The organism is Pseudoalteromonas distincta, assembly GCF_005877035.1.
Taxonomy (GTDB): Bacteria; Pseudomonadota; Gammaproteobacteria; order Enterobacterales; family Alteromonadaceae; genus Pseudoalteromonas; species Pseudoalteromonas distincta.
Window position 1 is genome coordinate 1,661,215 of sequence record NZ_CP040558.1, and the last position, 16,871, is coordinate 1,678,085.

Here is a 16,871-nt window from a genome sequence, read left to right on the forward strand (position 1 = left end):
TATATTTTGGTTGACGCTTACGTATTGGTAAGACGTCGTACCAGATAATTTATACACGTAATTTAACAATAGGACAAATTGAAATTAACAAAAATACAATATTTTTATGTATATATAACATAAAAACCGAGTGTCAGGCCACTCGCTCTAGGCGGATAAACTTGTTTTCGGGGGTTAATAAGAGTCTAAAACGGCCACGTACACCTAAACTTGAAATGAAGGGCCTCAAATGTGTAGCAGCAAAACGAATCGTTTTACCGCCATCTTCTACAACTTGTAAAGAGCTAAAACGGCCATGGTAGTAATCCATGCACTCGTTATAGCTCAATCTTAAGGTAAAATAATACTCAATCATTTATGCGAGCGCTTTTTCAACCTTTTCATACAAATCAGCACTTAGCCCATCTAGATTAGCTAAGCGTTGTAATTGCAGTTTCATTGCTTGAGAGCGAACATCATCGTAACGCTTCCATGACATGAACGGTGTTAGCATACGAGACGCATTTTGTGGATTAATTGCATTAAGTTTTATTAGTAAGTCACCTAATAACGTATAGCCTTGGGCATCTGAGCGATGAAATTGTGCTGTATTAAAGTGACTAAAGCTTCCTACAAGTGCACGTACACGGTTCGGGTTTGAAAAATCAAAACACGGATGTTCGTAAAGTGCCTTAATATTATCTATAGCTTTATTGCCTGACTGCATAGCTTGCAGTGCAAACCACTTATCCATCACTAAAACATCATGGCGCCATTGACTATCAAAATGATTCAAAAGCTCTTCTTGTATAGGGTGGGATGCTTTTACCACTGCGCTTAGTGCACCAAGTACATTGGTCATATTAGTCGAACTTGCGGCTTCTTTAATAAAGCTTACAGCCTCTGGCTTTTGAGTTTTAGCCAAATAATGCAAGCATATTTGTTTTAAAGCGCGCTTAGCAACGGAGCTTGCACTTATACTGCCATCATCTTCAAGAGATTCGTAACAAGCAAGCAGTTCATCAGCAAGTTCGTCAGCAATTTGTTGCTCAAACTTTTCTGTTATTTCAATAATCTCATCAACAGGTATTACTTCAAATTCAGCGGCTAATGTATCAAAACTTGGCAGTTTAAACAGCTCTGCAATTAAGGCTAAATCGCCCTCTTTGGTGTTAATAAGTACACGTAGCGCATTTATAGTTTCACTGCTTAACACGCTATTAGATGTGTCGGTAATCTGAGATTTAATCGCTTTAATAAATAGCTGCTGTTGTGCATCCCAACGTGAAAAATCACTGCGTGCAAAACGCATAATATGCAATAGTTCGGGCTCTGTTGTTTGCTGATTTAAAATACAAGGTGCAGAAAAATCTTCGAGTAAAACCGCAACAGGCTTTTCTAAGATATTGTCAAAGCTAAATGTTTGAGTCGTACTTGTTACATCAAGTACATCATCTAGTTTTTTACCTTTGTATTGCAGAGCAATACTTTCCCCATTCGCATCAAGTAGTTCAATAGCAAAAGGTATATGAAGTGGTTTATTGTCTGGCTGATTGTCCGGTGCTGCTTGTTCTATTGTTAATGTATACGTATTTGAACTGCTATCAAAATGTTGTATTGCATTTAAGCGCGGGGTACCCGATTGACTATACCACAGCTTAAATTGCTCTAAATTTACACCTGATGCATCGCTCATTGCACTGACAAAGTCATCACATGTTACTGCTTGCCCATCGTGGCGATCAAAGTAAAGTGTCATCCCTTTTTGAAAATTAGTTTCACCTAGTAACGTGTGCATCATACGGATAACTTCAGCACCTTTATCGTATACAGTTACAGTATAAAAGTTATTCATTTCAATAACTTTTTCAGGACGAATCGGATGCGCCATAGGGCCTGCATCTTCGCTAAACTGATGCGTACGCATTACTTTAACAGCATCAATTCGGTTAAGTGCACGAGAACCTAAATCACTACTAAACTCTTGGTCTCTAAATACGGTTAACCCTTCTTTTAGCGATAACTGAAACCAATCTCGGCACGTTACACGATTGCCCGTCCAGTTATGAAAATATTCGTGCCCTACAATGGATTCAATCGTATGGTAGTCTTTGTCTGTCGCTGTTTCTTGATTGGCTAATACACATTTACTATTAAAAACGTTTAGCCCTTTATTTTCCATCGCGCCCATGTTGAAAAAATCGACGGCAACAATCATATAAATATCAAGGTCATACTCTAAATTAAAGCGTTCTTCATCCCATTGCATTGCTTTTTTAAGTGAAGCAATAGCATGAGGTGTTTTAGATAAATTACCCTTATCAACAAATAATGCTAACTCTACGTCTTTGCCGCTTTTAGTCGTGTACGTATCTTTTAAAACATCAAAATCGCCCGCTACAAGTGCAAATAAATAGCTCGGCTTTTTAAATGGGTCTTGCCATTTCACAAAATGACGACCATCTGATGTTTCACCGCTATCTACTTGATTACCATTAGAAAGAAGTTGTAGATACTTTTTATCGGCAATAATAGTTACATCAAACGTGGCAAGTACGTCAGGGCGATCCATGTAATAAGTGATTTTTCTAAATCCCTGCGCTTCGCACTGTGTGCAATACGCACCGCCCGATAAATATAAACCTTCTAAAGAAGTATTTGTCTCAGGTGATATCTCGGTCACAATACTTAATTGGCAACTATCCGGTAGGTTATTGATTATTAGCTGCTCACCAACAATTTCATAATCCGTTATATCAACTGTATCAACAGATAAAGACAGTAAACGCAAATCAATACCATCAAGCACTAAAGGTGCTTTTTTATCACCAACACGGGTAAGTGTTAGTAAAGAGATTACTTTGGTTGATAAAGGCTGTAGGTCAAATGTTAGCTCTGTGTGGTCAATTAGAAAGTCAGGAGCTTTATAGTCTTTAAGATATTGTGCTTGAGGTTTACTTGATTCAGTCATAGATACTCCAAAGCAGCTCCTTTTAAGTTAAAAGGAGCTGCTTAAAATTAGGCAGATTGTTTTGGCTTAATACGTAAAATTTTAATGCCTAAGTAGGCATAAACAACCGCTAAAACAGGGTTAATTAAGTTAAAGAAAGCGTAGAGTGCATAATCAAAAGGGTTTATAAGTAAAACGCTTTGCATGTATGCGCCACACGTATTCCATGGAATTAGTGGGCTAGTAATTGTACCGCCATCTTCCAATGTACGAGATAAGTTAACAGGCTTCAAACCACGTTTTTCGTATTCATCTTTAAACATACGTCCAGGTACAACAATCGCTATATATTGATCGGCCGCTATTACGTTAGTTCCTATACACGTAGCTATTGTCGCCGCAATTAACGACCCCGTGCTTTTAGCTATTTTAAGTATGCTTTTTACAAAAATATCCAAAAGACCTGTTTTTTCCATAATGGCACCAAACATCAGTGCAGTCATAATCAGCCATGTAGTTGTAAGCATACCGGCCATACCGCCACCACTGAGTAACGAATCCATCTTATCATCGCCGGTACTTATGCTAAAACCATCAAAGAAAGTAGTCCAGACAAGTTTAAAATAGCCAACTAGCTGTCCTTGAGAAACATCAATTTGGCTAGCAATTAGATCAGACTGAAACAACATAGCCCAAACAGCGCCCACAACAGCACCAATTGAGATAGCAGGAAATGCTGGCATTTTTTTAATAGCTAAAACTAAAAGTACGATTAACGGGATCAGCATTTCAAAACCAATATTAAAGTTTTGCTGTAAAATAGCCGTTATTTCATCAATGCGCCCTGCTTCGCTTGAAGCTGTTGCATTAAACCCCATGAATATAAATATAATCAGTGCAATTACAAAACTCGGTACTGTCGTCCACAGCATATGTTGAATATGCTCAAACAAATCAGCGCCAACAACTGCTGGTGCCAGATTGGTTGTTTCTGACAGCGGGCTTAGCTTATCACCAAAGTATGCACCAGATATAACTGCACCTGCGGTTACTGTTTGCTCAAGTCCAAGACCCGTAGCAACACCTAATAAAGCAACACCTATCGTAGCAGCCGTGGTCCAAGAACTACCAATACTCATTGCTACAATGCCACAAATTAAACAACTCGCTGCATAAAACCAACTTGGATTTATAACTTGTAAGCCATAATAAATTAAAGTTGGTACAGTCCCAGAAAGTAGCCAAGTACCAATTAATGCACCTACCATAAGTAAAATTAAAATAGCACCAAGTGAAAGCGTTATGCCTTCGATCATAGCTTGTTCTAATTTTTTCCATGTGTAACCGTTTTTAAGACCAATTAAAGCCGCTGCAAAAGTGGCAAATAAAAGTGCTATTTGGTTAGGACCGGATGAAGAGTTGTCACCGAATAAGTATACAGCCGCGCCAAGTAAACAGATTAATACAGAGATAGGAATTAATGCATCAAAAAACGAGGCGGGTTTGATTGGTTTATCTTCCAATGGCTTCAAAATAGAGACTCCTACACACACTTGCTGTGTGTTTAATTATTATTTTTAGCACGTAAAGCGCATTAATTGAGCTTCATTAATCCAGCTCAACTTTATGTAATCGAAGATTATAACAATTTAGTAAATTTTAGGTAGTAAAAAAGGCGCCAATGCGCCTTTTTTACAGAGGTAAAACCAGTTATTACTTCTTAGCTATACGACCATAATTTATATAATCTTGAGTAATTAATGCAGCCTCTTCCAAAAATGGGTCAAGCTCTTCGATTACTTCTGGTATATCGTCTAAGTTTTCTACCGGATCTTTACCTAAACGCTTAAGACGTTCGTTAGTACGTACAAGTGCACGTGCTTCACCTTCATCTTTTTCTTTAATACGGTCTGCTTCAACTAAAGAGATAGTTTTACGGTCTTTCTCTTCGTTGTATAAGGTAATGTCATTAAATACATAACCAAATTCTGGCTCTGATTTAATTCGTACTTCGTGTTGTTTTTCAAGGTACGTAATAATAGGTGTTAGATTACCTAGTTTTTTATATTTCGCTTTAACAATGCTGTCCCAAGGAAGTGCATTATCTTGCTTACTTTCGCCCCACTGTGCAGGATCAATTGCTGATGGAAACGAAATATCAGGGATAACACCTTTATGTTGCGTGCTACCACCGTTAATACGATAAAACTTAGCAATAGTATACTGTACACTGCCTAGCGCATTATCGTATAGATCATAAGCACGGCCTAAGCCTTTGTGCTGCTGTACAGTACCCTTACCAAATGTTTGCTCACCAATAATTACAGCGCGACCGTAATCTTGCATTGCTGCTGCGAATATTTCAGAAGCAGAAGCACTGTAACGATCAACTAACACAGTTAAAGGGCCGTCATAGTAGGTTATACCATCACGATCTTTTTGCTCTTCTATACGGTTATTTAAGGTATGAATTTGAACAACTGGGCCCTGGTCAAAAAATAGACCTGACAATTGTGTTGCTTCATATAAAGAACCACCACCATTTTGGCGCAAGTCGATAATAATACCATCAACCTTTTCTTCTTTAAGCTTAGCAAGTTCTACTTTTACATCTTTCGAAAGATTATTGTAAAAGCCAGGAATTTCAATCACCCCAATTTTACTTGTTAGATCAGAGTATTTTGCTTCAAATACTTCTGATTTAGCCGCTCTATCTTCAAGTCGAATTTTATCGCGAGTGATTTCTACAACTTTCGGAGCGCCGTGAGCATCAACACCTTTTAAATACTGTAGACGTACTTTAGTCCCTTTAGGACCTTTAATTAAATCAACTACGTCATCTAAACGCCAGCCAATTACATCTACAAACTCTTCTCCATCTTGAGCAACACCAATAATGCGATCATCAGCTTTAATTTGATCTGTTTTATCTGCAGGGCCTCCCGGCACTAAGCTGCGAATAACAGTGTAATCTTCATCAGGGCTTAATACGGCACCAATGCCCTCAAGCTCTAAGTCCATATCCATTTTGAATTGCTCTGCACGACGTGGCGATAAATAAGACGTATGCGCCTCAATACTGCGTGCTAGCGAATTCATAACAATTTGAAAAGCATCTTCTGAATTTGATTGTACTAAACGTTTTTCTGCATTTTTGTAGCGTTTGGTCAGCACCTCTTTAATGCCTTCCCAATCTTTACCCGTCATTTTTAAACGCAGTGCGTCGTACTTTACACGCTCACGCCAAATTTCATCAAGCTCAGCTTGTGACGCAGGCCATGCTGAATCTTCACGGTCAAAAAAGTATTCATCTTTTTTATCAAACGTCATCTCTTTTTCAAGCAAAGTAAGTGAATACTCGTAACGTTCAAAACGGCGTTTAAGACTTAAGTTAAAAATATCAAACGTAAAGTCTAATTTACCGGTAGTAATAGCGTTATCAAAGTCATCACGATATTGCTCAAATGAGGCGATATCACTGGCTAAGAAAACGCTTTTATTAAAATCAAGGGATTCGATATAACGATCGTACACTTTACTAGAAAGCTCATCGTTAAATCGAACCGGTGTATAGTGTGAACGAGCAAATAAGCTAGCCACTCGTTTGCTAGCAGTACCATGTTGACTCTCTTGCTTGAGCTGGGGTAAATCGTCAATAGTGACGGCTTCTACAGCAGCAAATAATGAACCTGAAAACAGGGCAGCAACTAACGGAATGAGCGTAAACTTTTTACTCATACACAACTCCTTAATTTAATTACAACTTAAACAATGTATAAGCTGTCAGCTTTGGTTTTAACTTGCATACCTGTTACTAACTCAACATGAACATCATCTTTGTTCACTTCAGTTATTACTGCATTTACAAGTGCTTGGCCAAGTTTAACCTTAACCTTATTATTAACCTTGACCTCAGTTGCTGGCAAAGGTTCAATTTTTCCTGAACGCTTAGCCGGCGCTGCTTTAGCAGGTTTGTTAGCTGCAGGAGCGTTTTTATCGCCTGGTTTGCTAGCATGAGCTGGTTTTTTCTTGAAAGATTTAGAATCAGAATCTTGGCGAGGACGCTGTTGTTTTTTGCGTTTAGCCATTTTAGCGCGGCTTTCTTCCAATGCTTTTTGCGCATGGTCGATATGCTCTTGCTCAACTTTTTCACCTTGATTACCATCAAGATCAATACGAAACTCTGACTTGGTCACAGCTTCTAAATAACGCCAGTTAGACGTGTATTTTCTAAGCGCTTGACGAACTTGAGTCTTACTTACTTTTTCAGACCCTTCAATACGCTCAGCAATATCTTTAAAAATACCTACTTTAAGCGGCTTGATGCCATCTTTTTGTTTAAAACATTGTGGGAATTCTTGATATAAAAATTCCAACACTTCATTAATATCTTTTAGCTTGTTTGTGGTTTCCATTTTAGAACCTATTTTTCACATCTTTTCATCAAGGGACGAATCGACGTAGTGTGTTACCCAGTCGACCAACTCTTCGAAATCGGCTTCTATAACAGCCATATCACCTCGAAGGTGTTCCCAAATACCATTAATTGTTTCATCAATAAATTCACATTCTGAATCATCTGGAAGACGATCCCATGCAATATGAATCAAATCATTGAGCGTTTCCGCTACATGTTCTTCTTCGCCTTCCCAATCGCCAACATCTTGTACAGCAAATAGGTAGTCTTGAACATTTAGCAAATCTTTCATTACAAGCTCGCCTCTAAGCATTTTACTAATGCTTCTAGACCGGCTTTATCGTCAGCATCAAATCGACCAATACTCGGACTATCAATGTCTAGTACAGCAAATACTTTACCATGTTTCATGATAGGTACAACTACTTCAGAATTAGACGCTGCATCACAGGCTATGTGGCCGTCAAAAGCGTGAACATCTTCAATTAATTGTGTTTCTTCGGTTGCCGCAGCAGTTCCGCATACACCCTTTCCTACTGGAATACGAATGCATGCAGGGTTACCTTGAAACGGACCAAGTACTAATTCAGTAGGAGAATCCATAAAGTAAAAGCCCGCCCAATTCACATCCTCTAAAGAGGTAAATAACAGCGCGCTTATGTTTGCCATATTGGCAATTACATTGGATTCACCAGCTATCAGCGATTCAGTTTGCTTAACTAATGACTGGTAAAAATCGTGCTTTTGCATACCAAACTACTTCTTATTAAACATACAGTAGCTAAAGGTACTCTTTGTCGTGAAAAATTGGAACCTTTTGGAGGTAAAAAAAAGGAAATCACACCGTTTATCAGTGCGCTTGGTTAATAATGCTGCGATTATTTTTTTGCCGTTTTACGAAGACCAAACAAAAACAGTCCAGCAGCGAATGCTGACATTACACTATTGATCAAAAATATCTCGCCAGTTGTGGCACTTAATAAGTAACTAAATATCGCTCCGCCTAACAATCCAAGAGTTAATACCCCTGAATAATTAACTTTAGAATACTTAAACATGAGTAAATACCTAGGCACAACAAAAGCAGCCATTGTTAAGCCTACTATGTGTGCATTTGATATAGCAGTCATTAATAAGGTAAGAAATATTGATACAAACTCGCCTTCAAGCGTAAGTGAGTAATAAACACCAAGTAAACTGCCTACAATAACAGGCGATAATAACGAAAGCCCTACGCTTTTTGCTAGCTGATGTTTCATTTAAAATCCTTAATACACAAATCTAAATTCTATGTATAAAGCATGCACCAAGATCTAAAGGTTAGAAACAGAGACTATGGTCGTAATTTATGATTAAAAATAAACCTTATTGCAGTATGAGCCTATTACTTTATTAATAGGCTCATAAGTTTGGGTCACACTTATCAAAATGCTTATAACTTAGCTATTTTATTTGATAACTCAAAATGGCGAGATGTTACTATTTCCTCAAGCACTGCCACCCTTTTGCTTAACATCGCTGTTTGTTCCTCTAATTTTGTTATCTTGTTATTATTATTTAGTCCTTTAAATTTTGCGTGCGCTGCCATTATTGTAGTTTTATAGGAGAAATAACGTTTAGTAATAATAAGAATCAAAAAGGGTGAGCTAAATATAATTATTACAATAAATAATTCTAGCATGGTCGTTTCCCAATCAATTTAAGTTAACTTGTTGCGTGCAAAGGCCATTTTTAGTGCATTGGAATAATTTTGATAATGTAACTTCACGCTGCTTTCCTCGTCGAATTAGCATCTCAACATACACAATACTTAACACAATGGCTGTTGCTTTAAATAAATTACCTTGTAGATCACCTACTGCGCCACCCGACATACCAAATATTCCGTAAGCTGCATTCATAAAAATATGCATCCACATAGGAAACCAAATACGATAACCACATTCACAATATAGCCACGCAAACCATGTACCTGCTACAGTAGTGATTGCAACCGCCATCAATGCAGAAATCGCATCATTGCCTTGATAAATATGGCCCAAGCCAAATATTACTGAACTAATTAATGCCGCTGGCACAAAGCCCCATCTACAATATTTAAATAAAACACCAAACAATGCAGCCCTAAAAATTAGCTCTTCAAAAAAACCCGCATAAACTGAGCCAGTTATTATTGCTGGTATTGATAGGTTAAGTTCATCACTCAAAAATCCATAACCTATTGCCATAGGAGTACAACAAATAATTGCTGCGAGTGCATAGTTAATAAAACCAGAGGAATTGAGCCCTATAGATTCAAAAGGCTTACTTTGTTTAAACAAAATAATAGCCGCAATAACTAACGGTCCATATAAAAAAGTATATTTAGCGGGGGTAAATAAAATGCCAGTTAGATTATCAAGTTCAGACAACCAGCTAGACCAACCTTCTCCCCAAAAATGCCTCATTACATAGTGGCAAAATACAAATATAGAAATTATTGCAAGTGCCTTGATAGCGTATTTCATATCTACTTTTCTCGTTAAGTTGTAAATTTCAACTTAATCTTGGCAATAGTAAAAATACAAAGCGACCTATTAGGTCTCAATTACAAGACGAGGTATAAAGCCCATGTTTTAGGGGGGATTAACATGTTTTTGGGATTAATGACAAAGCATCTTTTATTACTTTTACATAAGAACGAGACACCGGAATTTTAATATCAATTGTATGTAGCGATAATTGCAACCCTCCAGCATTACCACTGTAGTGTTGAATGTTTTGCAGGTTGACCGCATAAGAACGGTGGCATCGTAATATGATTGTATTTTCTGGAAGCTGCTTTAATAAACCGCTAAGAGATACACGTAATAGTTTACGTGAAGTTGAAGCTCCTTCCTGTATTGTTATTTCACAATAGTTGTCTGAAGATTTAATAAATAAAATATGGTGATGAGCCGTGTTAATTTTGTCGTTTTTGTTATCACCTTTGAGAGTAATTGTCTTTAATTCAACTTCTCTCAACTGCTCTTGATCAACGCTAACTTTACTTGGCTTAGTTAAATCTATTACATGCCTATTTACCACAAGTAAAAAAATAAGAGGAAATACACCAATACAAAAAATATACCCTACAAAAAGTAATTGATTCTGCCAATGCCAAGACCCAAGTACAGCAACCACAAAATACCCATGATTGAATATCGCAGTAATTAAAATATATGTGATAGGAATAATAATTAAACGGTTTAATTTACTTAGCTTAAACTTAAGTAACACTATTTCTATGAAACCTGACAATAGCAAAGCACAAAAGGTTACTAACCCATAACCAAAAAGCCGCAGAAACTTGTAAGACTCGGTATCGCTTGAAGTGCCAAAAGGTTGGAATACAAAAAGTACAAAAAGTACAAAAAGCGTTATAAACGAAAACATGACGGCACGATATAAAACTAACTTTCTCGAATCTAGATCATCTTTGAGCCACAACATCTTATTTTGCATACCTTTAATACACTAATATTTAAAAATAACACAGATTAATACGTGCATTCCAACTCATTTAAAGTTTTTTGTGATGGTAGTTTTATTAAAAACAAAAATAGGAAGAGAACATCAACGTTTTTTAACATCAGAAGATGATGTGTGAGCAATTCTATCTGCTTTTAAGATTTTACTAATAAGAGATAAGAGATGTAATACCAATTCGCTTAATTAAGTGATCTATTTAGAGAGCGGATAAACGTGTTTACAGCTAGGCAAAAAATTCGCTATTTAGTTGTTCAAAATGAGAGTTTTTAACGCAGGGAGCGACACGTTTAGCCCCGCAAAATGATTAAGTATTATTGCGAGTTGGTATAAGTGCACTGATTTTGTTCCAAACACAAAAAAGCCCGCTAAATTAGCGGGCTATTCTGTTATATGGTGGAGAGATAGGGATTTGAACCCTAGATGGGCTATAAACCCATGCCGGTTTTCAAGACCGGTGCATTCGACCACTCTGCCATCTCTCCGATACTGCTAAGTTAAAAGTAAGAGTGTACTAATAACTATTTAAATGAATGATATTTTAATTATCACACACTTATTAAATAAGTGGTGGAGAGATAGGGATTTGAACCCTAGATGGGCTATAAACCCATGCCGGTTTTCAAGACCGGTGCATTCGACCACTCTGCCATCTCTCCGCACGGCCTGCATAATAGGGAAACCCATCCCTTTTGTGAAGCTTTTTTTTAAATTAATTGTTTAAGTGCCTAAAAAACAATTAATTTGTTTAAAGTTAAAACAAAATGTTTTTAATTTAGCCGTCAATATACTTTTATTTAAATATTTAACTCTATTGATCTACAAAGGTTTGCCCAAACATATTAGAGTTGGTAATCTAATTTTAGTTAAATTATCGAAACACACATGTATCACTTAAAGGAGCTCTACAATGGCGTTTAATCAATCGTACAATACCGCGAAACCGGTAATGTCTACCATTGAAACAAACAAGGTACTTAAAAACACCTACTTTTTACTAGCTATGACACTTGCATTTAGTGCAGTTACAGCCGGTATTTCAATGGCACTACAATTACCTTACTTTATGGGAATTGTGTTTACACTCGTTTCGTTCGGTTTATTATTTGTTGTAAATAAAAAAGCAGATACAGCATCTGGTGTATTTTGGGTGTTTGCTTTCACAGGTTTAATGGGGGCAGGCTTAGGTCCATTGCTTAACCATTATGCTGCATTACCTAATGGCCCAATGCTTATTATGCAAGCCTTAGGTTCTACAGCGCTTATCTTTTTTGGTTTATCTGCTTATGCACTAAATACTAAAAAAGACTTCTCATTCATGGGTGGCTTTTTAACTGTTGGCTTAATCGTTGTGATTGTAGCAAGCATCGTTAATATTTTTATTGGCAGTTCATTGATGTTTATGGTGCTTAATGCAGCAGTTGTACTTATTATGTCTGGTTTGATTTTATTTGATACAAGCCGAATCATAAACGGTGGTGAAACTAACTACATTCGTGCAACAGTCTCTTTATACCTAAGCGTATATAACTTATTTACTTCTTTGCTTGCTCTACTTGGCGCAAGTGATGACTAATTAAATAGTTCTGTTAAAATAGCCCCTTTATTGGGGCTTTTTTATTGGAATTGTTTTGGCACGCTTTGTTCTTTCATTACATACACCACCATCCGATCACGATACCACGCAACGCATAGTTAAATTTGCGAATGCATGTTTAGCCCAAGGGCACACCATTGATGCTATTTTTTTATACCAGCAAGGTATTTATCATGCATCTACCCACTTTGATTTATCCTCAGACGAGCTTCAAATTTCAGCACTTTGGCAGCAACTCGCTGATCAAAATTTAAATTTAATGCTGTGTGTTACCGCCGCGCAAAAGCGCGGGTTAGATATTAAAAACACAGGTGTATTTAAAGTCGCAGGGTTAGCTGAATTTGCAATGCTTGCAAGCGACGCAGATAAATGGGTGCAATTTAAATGATAAACGTATTAGTAATGAGTCAGTGCAGCCCATTTGACGATTTAAATATTCGTGATGCACTAGATATGACATTGATATTTGCTGCTGTTGATCAAAATGTAAGTTGGTTGTTTAGCGGCCCCGCCGTTTTAGCTTTAAAAAAGCATCAGCAACCAAATAATATCGGCTTAAAAGACTTTTTTAAAAATATTAAAACACTCGAAATTTATGATGTTGAAAACATTTTCGTGTGTGAAAAATCATTGCTTGATTATGGTTTAAATAAACATGATTTACTCATAGAAGCAAAAGCTCTTAACTTTAGTCAACAACAAACACTAATCAAAGCGCAGCAACATGTGGTGAACCTATGAGTACGTTACATATTTTTTCAAAGACGCTTAACTATTACTCGGCAAATCAGCTTGAGAATTTAATTTTATCAGGCGATAAGGTACTACTTGTTGGTGATGCCTGCTTTGCAAAAAAACAATTTAGACAATTTGCAGATACACTGTTAATACTTGAACAAGACGCGCAAGTACGTGCAATAAAATTAGCAGATAACGATAAAGCAATTAGCTATGAAGACTTTGTGGCAATCACTTTATCAACTAATCAATCAATTACGTGGTAACTCATGCTTGAATTTAACAACCAACAGATTGAAACCGACAAACAAGGCTACTTGCTCGACCATACTTTATGGTCAAAGGAGCTAGCGCCTATAATTGCTATTCAAGAAAACATTACACTTAGTGAGCAACACTGGGAAGTTATTAACTTTGTTCGTGATTTTTACATTGAATATAACACCAGCCCAGCAATTAGAATGCTTGTAAAAGCAATGGCTAAAGCACTCGGTGAAGATAAAGGAAATAGCCTTTATTTATATAAATTATTTCCTAAGGGCCCAGCCAAGCAAGCAACAAAAATTGCCGGATTACCAAAACCAGCTAGGTGCATATAATGAGAGCTAAATCAGGCAATAATCAAGCAACACAAGCCAAGCCAAAAAGAAGTACTGGGCGTACTTATTCACGCAGTGCACTTAACAAAACGCCATCTGGTAAAAGAGAAATAAAGCCGCAAATAGCATCTAAAGACAGAAAAATTGTGTTATTCAACAAGCCGTTTGATGTGCTATGTCAATTTACGGATGACGCAGACAGAAAAACGCTTGCTGAGTTTATACCTATTAAAGAAGTTTATGCAGCAGGAAGGTTAGACAGAGACAGTGAAGGTTTATTGCTTTTAACAAACTGTGGGAAACTACAAAACACCTTAACTGCTCCTGATAAAAAAACAAATAAAACCTACTGGGCACAAGTTGAGGGTGAACCAACGAGTGAATCAATTAATGATTTATGTAATGGCGTAGAACTTAAAGACGGGCTTACACTCCCCGCTAACGTTAAAATAATTGATGAACCAACAATTTGGGCGCGTAATCCCCCTGTACGCGAGCGAAAAGCAATCCCTACCACTTGGCTAAGTATTACTATTAATGAAGGTAGAAACAGACAAGTTCGTCGTATGACCGCGCATATTGGACACCCTACACTTCGCCTCATCCGCTATAGCATTGGCAACTATACGTTGGATGATATTAATTGTGGTGAATACAAAGTAATTAAGGGCGTAGTTGATGCATAAACCGCATGTCACGGTTGCAGCAATAGTAAAAAAGCAAAACGAGTTTTTACTTGTAAAAGAGCGCGATAAATTTACAAAGCAAATTTGTTACAATCAACCTGCGGGTCATTTAGAGCAAAATGAGACACTTGCACAAGCTGCAAGCAGAGAGCTACTAGAAGAAACAGGCTTAGCGCTTGAGCCTATTGGGTTTTTAGGTGTTTATAATTTGCATGCCGATAACGCAGTGCACTATTTGCGATTCTGCTTTTTATTTGAAGCGCCTAATAATATAAAAGCACCAACACCAATAGATTCTTACATTATCAGCGCTAACTGGCATACATTAGAGCAAATAAAATCATTACCGCTTAGGAGCCCTTTAGTGCTCAAGTGTGTTGAAGATAGCTTAAGCAAAAAGGCTTTGAGATTAGATACAATTTACGATGACTAAATTATAGTTTCCTCCACTAATCCCTAGTTTATGTATTTTGAGGAATTTGAAAGTATCATTTTTCATCAAAAAATCGATAAATAAATTTATACAATACTTCGTAAGGTTACTTTGCTATTTGTTATACAAATAAAATAGTGACAAATTATGTCCTTTGCCGCCCTACGCTCTTTAAGCACAAACAAAATACATGCTATAATCGCGGCCTTTCCAAGTTAACAGCAATCTGTATAAGCGAAATTATTCATGAGCGAAAATAGTCACATTAAAGTCATTGTTGGCATGTCCGGCGGTGTTGATTCTTCTGTATCTGCATATTTATTACAACAACAGGGCTACCAAGTAGAAGGCCTGTTTATGAAGAACTGGGAAGAAGATGACAATGATGAATACTGTGCCGCCGCTGATGACTTAAAAGATGCACAAGCCGTGTGCGACAAATTAGGCATTGAGCTTCACACAGTAAACTTTGCTGCTGAATATTGGGATAATGTATTTGAGTACTTTTTAGCAGAGTACAAAGCGGGTCGTACTCCAAACCCAGATATAATGTGTAATAAAGAAATTAAATTTAAAGCCTTTTTAGAATTTGCGGCTCAAGCACTCGGTGCTGACTTTATTGCAACCGGACACTACGTTCGCCGTGAACTTCGCGATGACAAATACGTAATGTGTCGCGGACTTGATAACAATAAAGATCAAAGCTACTTCTTATATACCCTAAGCCATGAACATATTGGCCAAACGTTATTCCCTGTAGGTGATATCGAAAAACCAGAAGTACGCCGCATAGCAGAAGAACAAGACCTAATCACTCACGATAAAAAAGACAGCACCGGAATTTGCTTTATCGGTGAGCGTAAATTTAAAGACTTCTTACAAAAGTTCTTACCAGCGCAACCTGGCGTTATCGAAGACACTGACGGTAACAATGTAGGCGAGCACGAAGGCTTAATGTACCATACGCTTGGACAACGCAAAGGCTTGTTAATTGGTGGTATGAAGGAAGGTTCTGGCGAACCATGGTACGTAGTTGATAAAGATTTAGAACGTAACGTACTTGTTGTTGGTCAAGGTAAAGATCACCCTCGCCTATACAGTAATGGTCTTAATGCAAACCAATTACATTGGGTAGACCGCGTTGGCCCTAAAGGTACCACTCGCTGCACAGTTAAAACACGTTACCGTCAAGAAGACTTAAGCTGTACCCTACTTGTAGGTGAAGACGGCATGGCTCGTGTATTATTTGATGAACCACAAAAAGCAGTTACGCCAGGTCAATCTGCTGTATTTTATGCAGAAGATGTGTGTTTAGGTGGTGGTATTATTGACTCGGTGATTAAGTAATGAATGAATACCAAGTCATGGCGCTTGCCGCCATGTGCCAGGTTGCTAAACAAGTTCAAAAAATTGCCCAATACGGCAGCAACAACGAACACGATTTAGAAATCTTACTTTCAAGTATTATTCAAACATCTCCTGAATCCCCAGAGGACGTTTATCAAGGTACAGATAACCTGCGTGATGGCTATAAAACATTAATGGCACAGCTAACTGCTGGCGCTCAAAAAGATGTTGAAATAGTAAAGTACGTAGGTGGTTTAATGCAGCTTGAACGTGCACTAAATGCAAACGACAAGAGCTTAAACGAATTAGGCAAACGAATTGATGATATTCATCGTCGTTTAGATCATTTTGCTATTACCGACGAGAGCGTTGTTGCCGGTTTAGCAGATATATACTCGTCGGTGCTGAGCCCCCTTGGGCACCGAATACAGGTTTATGGTAAACCCGAGTTATTAAAACAGCAGCTCACTCAAAATAAAATCCGTGCGCTATTACTAGCCGGTGTTAGAAGTGCAGTATTATGGCGACAAATGGGCGGTAAACGCCGTCACTTTTTCTTTTCAAAAAGAAAAATACTCGCCATTGCTAAATCAAAAATTTAACTATCGTTCAAACTAA

The 16,871-nt window shown here is 37.5% G+C and carries 20 protein-coding genes and 2 tRNA genes; 9 read left to right on the forward strand and 13 right to left on the reverse strand.

Annotation, left to right across the window (positions count from 1 at the left end):
• Window positions 1-133 precede the first annotated feature (133 nt).
• The 13 genes from FFU37_RS07380 to FFU37_RS07440 form a co-directional block, all read right to left on the reverse strand.
• A complete protein-coding gene (locus FFU37_RS07380) occupies window positions 134-355 on the reverse strand; it encodes a DUF2835 family protein (protein WP_010552655.1) in 222 nt (73 codons plus the stop codon).
• Entirely contained in the window at window positions 356-2,950 is a 2,595-nt protein-coding gene (gene pepN, locus FFU37_RS07385; RefSeq protein WP_138489131.1) for an aminopeptidase N, read from the reverse strand. It lies immediately after the preceding gene.
• 47 nt (window positions 2,951-2,997) lie between these two features.
• A complete protein-coding gene (gene nhaC / locus FFU37_RS07390) occupies window positions 2,998-4,461 on the reverse strand; it encodes a Na+/H+ antiporter NhaC (RefSeq protein ID WP_002961908.1) in 1,464 nt (487 codons plus the stop codon).
• A gap of 181 nt (window positions 4,462-4,642) precedes the next feature.
• Complete coding sequence (gene prc / locus FFU37_RS07395; protein ID WP_138489132.1) at window positions 4,643-6,667, reverse strand: carboxy terminal-processing peptidase; 2,025 nt, start codon at window positions 6,665-6,667, stop codon at window positions 4,643-4,645.
• A 26-nt stretch (window positions 6,668-6,693) separates the two neighbouring features.
• Window positions 6,694-7,344 carry an RNA chaperone ProQ gene (proQ, locus tag FFU37_RS07400; RefSeq protein WP_002961909.1) on the reverse strand — a complete coding sequence of 217 codons (651 nt, stop codon included), beginning with the start codon at window positions 7,342-7,344 and terminating at the stop codon, window positions 6,694-6,696.
• A gap of 15 nt (window positions 7,345-7,359) precedes the next feature.
• Window positions 7,360-7,638, reverse strand: coding sequence for a hypothetical protein (locus FFU37_RS07405; RefSeq protein ID WP_002961910.1), 279 nt, complete (start codon window positions 7,636-7,638; stop codon window positions 7,360-7,362).
• Window positions 7,638-8,096, reverse strand: coding sequence for a free L-methionine (R)-S-oxide reductase MsrC (msrC, locus tag FFU37_RS07410; RefSeq protein WP_138489133.1), 459 nt, complete (start codon window positions 8,094-8,096; stop codon window positions 7,638-7,640). The genes FFU37_RS07405 and msrC overlap by 1 nt, the downstream gene beginning before the upstream one ends.
• A gap of 128 nt (window positions 8,097-8,224) precedes the next feature.
• Entirely contained in the window at window positions 8,225-8,605 is a 381-nt protein-coding gene (locus tag FFU37_RS07415) for a hypothetical protein (protein WP_138489134.1), read from the reverse strand.
• Window positions 8,606-8,778: 173 nt separating this feature from the next.
• A complete protein-coding gene (locus tag FFU37_RS07420) occupies window positions 8,779-9,027 on the reverse strand; it encodes a hypothetical protein (protein WP_138489135.1) in 249 nt (82 codons plus the stop codon).
• A 13-nt stretch (window positions 9,028-9,040) separates the two neighbouring features.
• Window positions 9,041-9,853, reverse strand: coding sequence for a CPBP family intramembrane glutamic endopeptidase (locus tag FFU37_RS07425; protein ID WP_138489136.1), 813 nt, complete (start codon window positions 9,851-9,853; stop codon window positions 9,041-9,043).
• 118 nt (window positions 9,854-9,971) lie between these two features.
• Window positions 9,972-10,829: a LytR/AlgR family response regulator transcription factor gene (locus FFU37_RS07430; protein ID WP_239022718.1), complete on the reverse strand. Its 858-nt coding sequence runs from the start codon at window positions 10,827-10,829 to the stop codon at window positions 9,972-9,974.
• Window positions 10,830-11,247: 418 nt separating this feature from the next.
• Window positions 11,248-11,338 (reverse strand) — tRNA-Ser (locus FFU37_RS07435).
• 83 nt (window positions 11,339-11,421) lie between these two features.
• Window positions 11,422-11,512, reverse strand: a tRNA-Ser gene (locus tag FFU37_RS07440).
• Between the two features lie 251 nt (window positions 11,513-11,763).
• On the opposite strand from FFU37_RS07440, the gene FFU37_RS07445 reads away from it, so the two are divergent.
• From FFU37_RS07445 to hflD, 9 genes are all read left to right on the forward strand, one after another.
• Window positions 11,764-12,429: a Bax inhibitor-1/YccA family protein gene (locus FFU37_RS07445; protein ID WP_008133668.1), complete on the forward strand. Its 666-nt coding sequence runs from the start codon at window positions 11,764-11,766 to the stop codon at window positions 12,427-12,429.
• 55 nt (window positions 12,430-12,484) lie between these two features.
• Window positions 12,485-12,838, forward strand: coding sequence for a sulfurtransferase complex subunit TusD (gene tusD / locus FFU37_RS07450; RefSeq protein WP_024607063.1), 354 nt, complete (start codon window positions 12,485-12,487; stop codon window positions 12,836-12,838).
• Window positions 12,835-13,191, forward strand: a complete 357-nt coding sequence (gene tusC, locus FFU37_RS07455) for a sulfurtransferase complex subunit TusC (RefSeq protein ID WP_002962696.1) — start codon at window positions 12,835-12,837, stop codon at window positions 13,189-13,191. The genes tusD and tusC overlap by 4 nt, the downstream gene beginning before the upstream one ends.
• The gene (locus FFU37_RS07460; RefSeq protein WP_138489137.1) at window positions 13,188-13,454 is read left to right on the forward strand and encodes a DsrH/TusB family sulfur metabolism protein; all 267 of its coding nucleotides are present in this window, start codon (window positions 13,188-13,190) and stop codon (window positions 13,452-13,454) included. Before tusC ends, FFU37_RS07460 begins: the two co-directional genes overlap by 4 nt.
• Before the next feature lie 3 nt (window positions 13,455-13,457).
• Window positions 13,458-13,787 (forward strand): TusE/DsrC/DsvC family sulfur relay protein, encoded by a 330-nt coding sequence (locus FFU37_RS07465; RefSeq protein WP_138489138.1) that lies wholly within the window; start codon window positions 13,458-13,460, stop codon window positions 13,785-13,787.
• Window positions 13,787-14,473 (forward strand): pseudouridine synthase, encoded by a 687-nt coding sequence (locus FFU37_RS07470; RefSeq protein WP_138489139.1) that lies wholly within the window; start codon window positions 13,787-13,789, stop codon window positions 14,471-14,473. The genes FFU37_RS07465 and FFU37_RS07470 overlap by 1 nt, the downstream gene beginning before the upstream one ends.
• Complete coding sequence (locus FFU37_RS07475) at window positions 14,466-14,906, forward strand: NUDIX domain-containing protein (RefSeq protein WP_138489140.1); 441 nt, start codon at window positions 14,466-14,468, stop codon at window positions 14,904-14,906. The genes FFU37_RS07470 and FFU37_RS07475 overlap by 8 nt, the downstream gene beginning before the upstream one ends.
• Before the next feature lie 246 nt (window positions 14,907-15,152).
• On the forward strand, window positions 15,153-16,253 hold the full coding sequence (mnmA, locus tag FFU37_RS07480; protein ID WP_002962705.1) for a tRNA 2-thiouridine(34) synthase MnmA: 1,101 nt from the start codon (window positions 15,153-15,155) through the stop codon (window positions 16,251-16,253).
• Window positions 16,253-16,855 (forward strand): high frequency lysogenization protein HflD, encoded by a 603-nt coding sequence (hflD, locus tag FFU37_RS07485; RefSeq protein WP_033028400.1) that lies wholly within the window; start codon window positions 16,253-16,255, stop codon window positions 16,853-16,855. Before mnmA ends, hflD begins: the two co-directional genes overlap by 1 nt.
• Window positions 16,856-16,871: the final 16 nt, after the last annotated feature.

Coding starts and splice junctions, on each gene's coding strand:
- FFU37_RS07380 (WP_010552655.1), bottom strand. CDS start 355: ATGATTGAGTATTATTTTACCTTAAGATTGAGCTATAACGAGTGCATG.
- pepN (WP_138489131.1), bottom strand. CDS start 2,950: ATGACTGAATCAAGTAAACCTCAAGCACAATATCTTAAAGACTATAAA.
- prc (WP_138489132.1), bottom strand. CDS start 6,667: ATGAGTAAAAAGTTTACGCTCATTCCGTTAGTTGCTGCCCTGTTTTCA.
- proQ (WP_002961909.1), bottom strand. CDS start 7,344: ATGGAAACCACAAACAAGCTAAAAGATATTAATGAAGTGTTGGAATTT.
- FFU37_RS07405 (WP_002961910.1), bottom strand. CDS start 7,638: ATGAAAGATTTGCTAAATGTTCAAGACTACCTATTTGCTGTACAAGAT.
- msrC (WP_138489133.1), bottom strand. CDS start 8,096: ATGCAAAAGCACGATTTTTACCAGTCATTAGTTAAGCAAACTGAATCG.
- FFU37_RS07415 (WP_138489134.1), bottom strand. CDS start 8,605: ATGAAACATCAGCTAGCAAAAAGCGTAGGGCTTTCGTTATTATCGCCT.
- FFU37_RS07420 (WP_138489135.1), bottom strand. CDS start 9,027: ATGCTAGAATTATTTATTGTAATAATTATATTTAGCTCACCCTTTTTG.
- FFU37_RS07425 (WP_138489136.1), bottom strand. CDS start 9,853: ATGAAATACGCTATCAAGGCACTTGCAATAATTTCTATATTTGTATTT.
- FFU37_RS07430 (WP_239022718.1), bottom strand. CDS start 10,829: ATGCAAAATAAGATGTTGTGGCTCAAAGATGATCTAGATTCGAGAAAG.
- FFU37_RS07445 (WP_008133668.1), top strand. CDS start 11,764: ATGGCGTTTAATCAATCGTACAATACCGCGAAACCGGTAATGTCTACC.
- tusC (WP_002962696.1), top strand. CDS start 12,835: ATGATAAACGTATTAGTAATGAGTCAGTGCAGCCCATTTGACGATTTA.
- FFU37_RS07460 (WP_138489137.1), top strand. CDS start 13,188: ATGAGTACGTTACATATTTTTTCAAAGACGCTTAACTATTACTCGGCA.
- FFU37_RS07465 (WP_138489138.1), top strand. CDS start 13,458: ATGCTTGAATTTAACAACCAACAGATTGAAACCGACAAACAAGGCTAC.
- FFU37_RS07470 (WP_138489139.1), top strand. CDS start 13,787: ATGAGAGCTAAATCAGGCAATAATCAAGCAACACAAGCCAAGCCAAAA.
- FFU37_RS07475 (WP_138489140.1), top strand. CDS start 14,466: ATGCATAAACCGCATGTCACGGTTGCAGCAATAGTAAAAAAGCAAAAC.
- mnmA (WP_002962705.1), top strand. CDS start 15,153: ATGAGCGAAAATAGTCACATTAAAGTCATTGTTGGCATGTCCGGCGGT.
- hflD (WP_033028400.1), top strand. CDS start 16,253: ATGAATGAATACCAAGTCATGGCGCTTGCCGCCATGTGCCAGGTTGCT.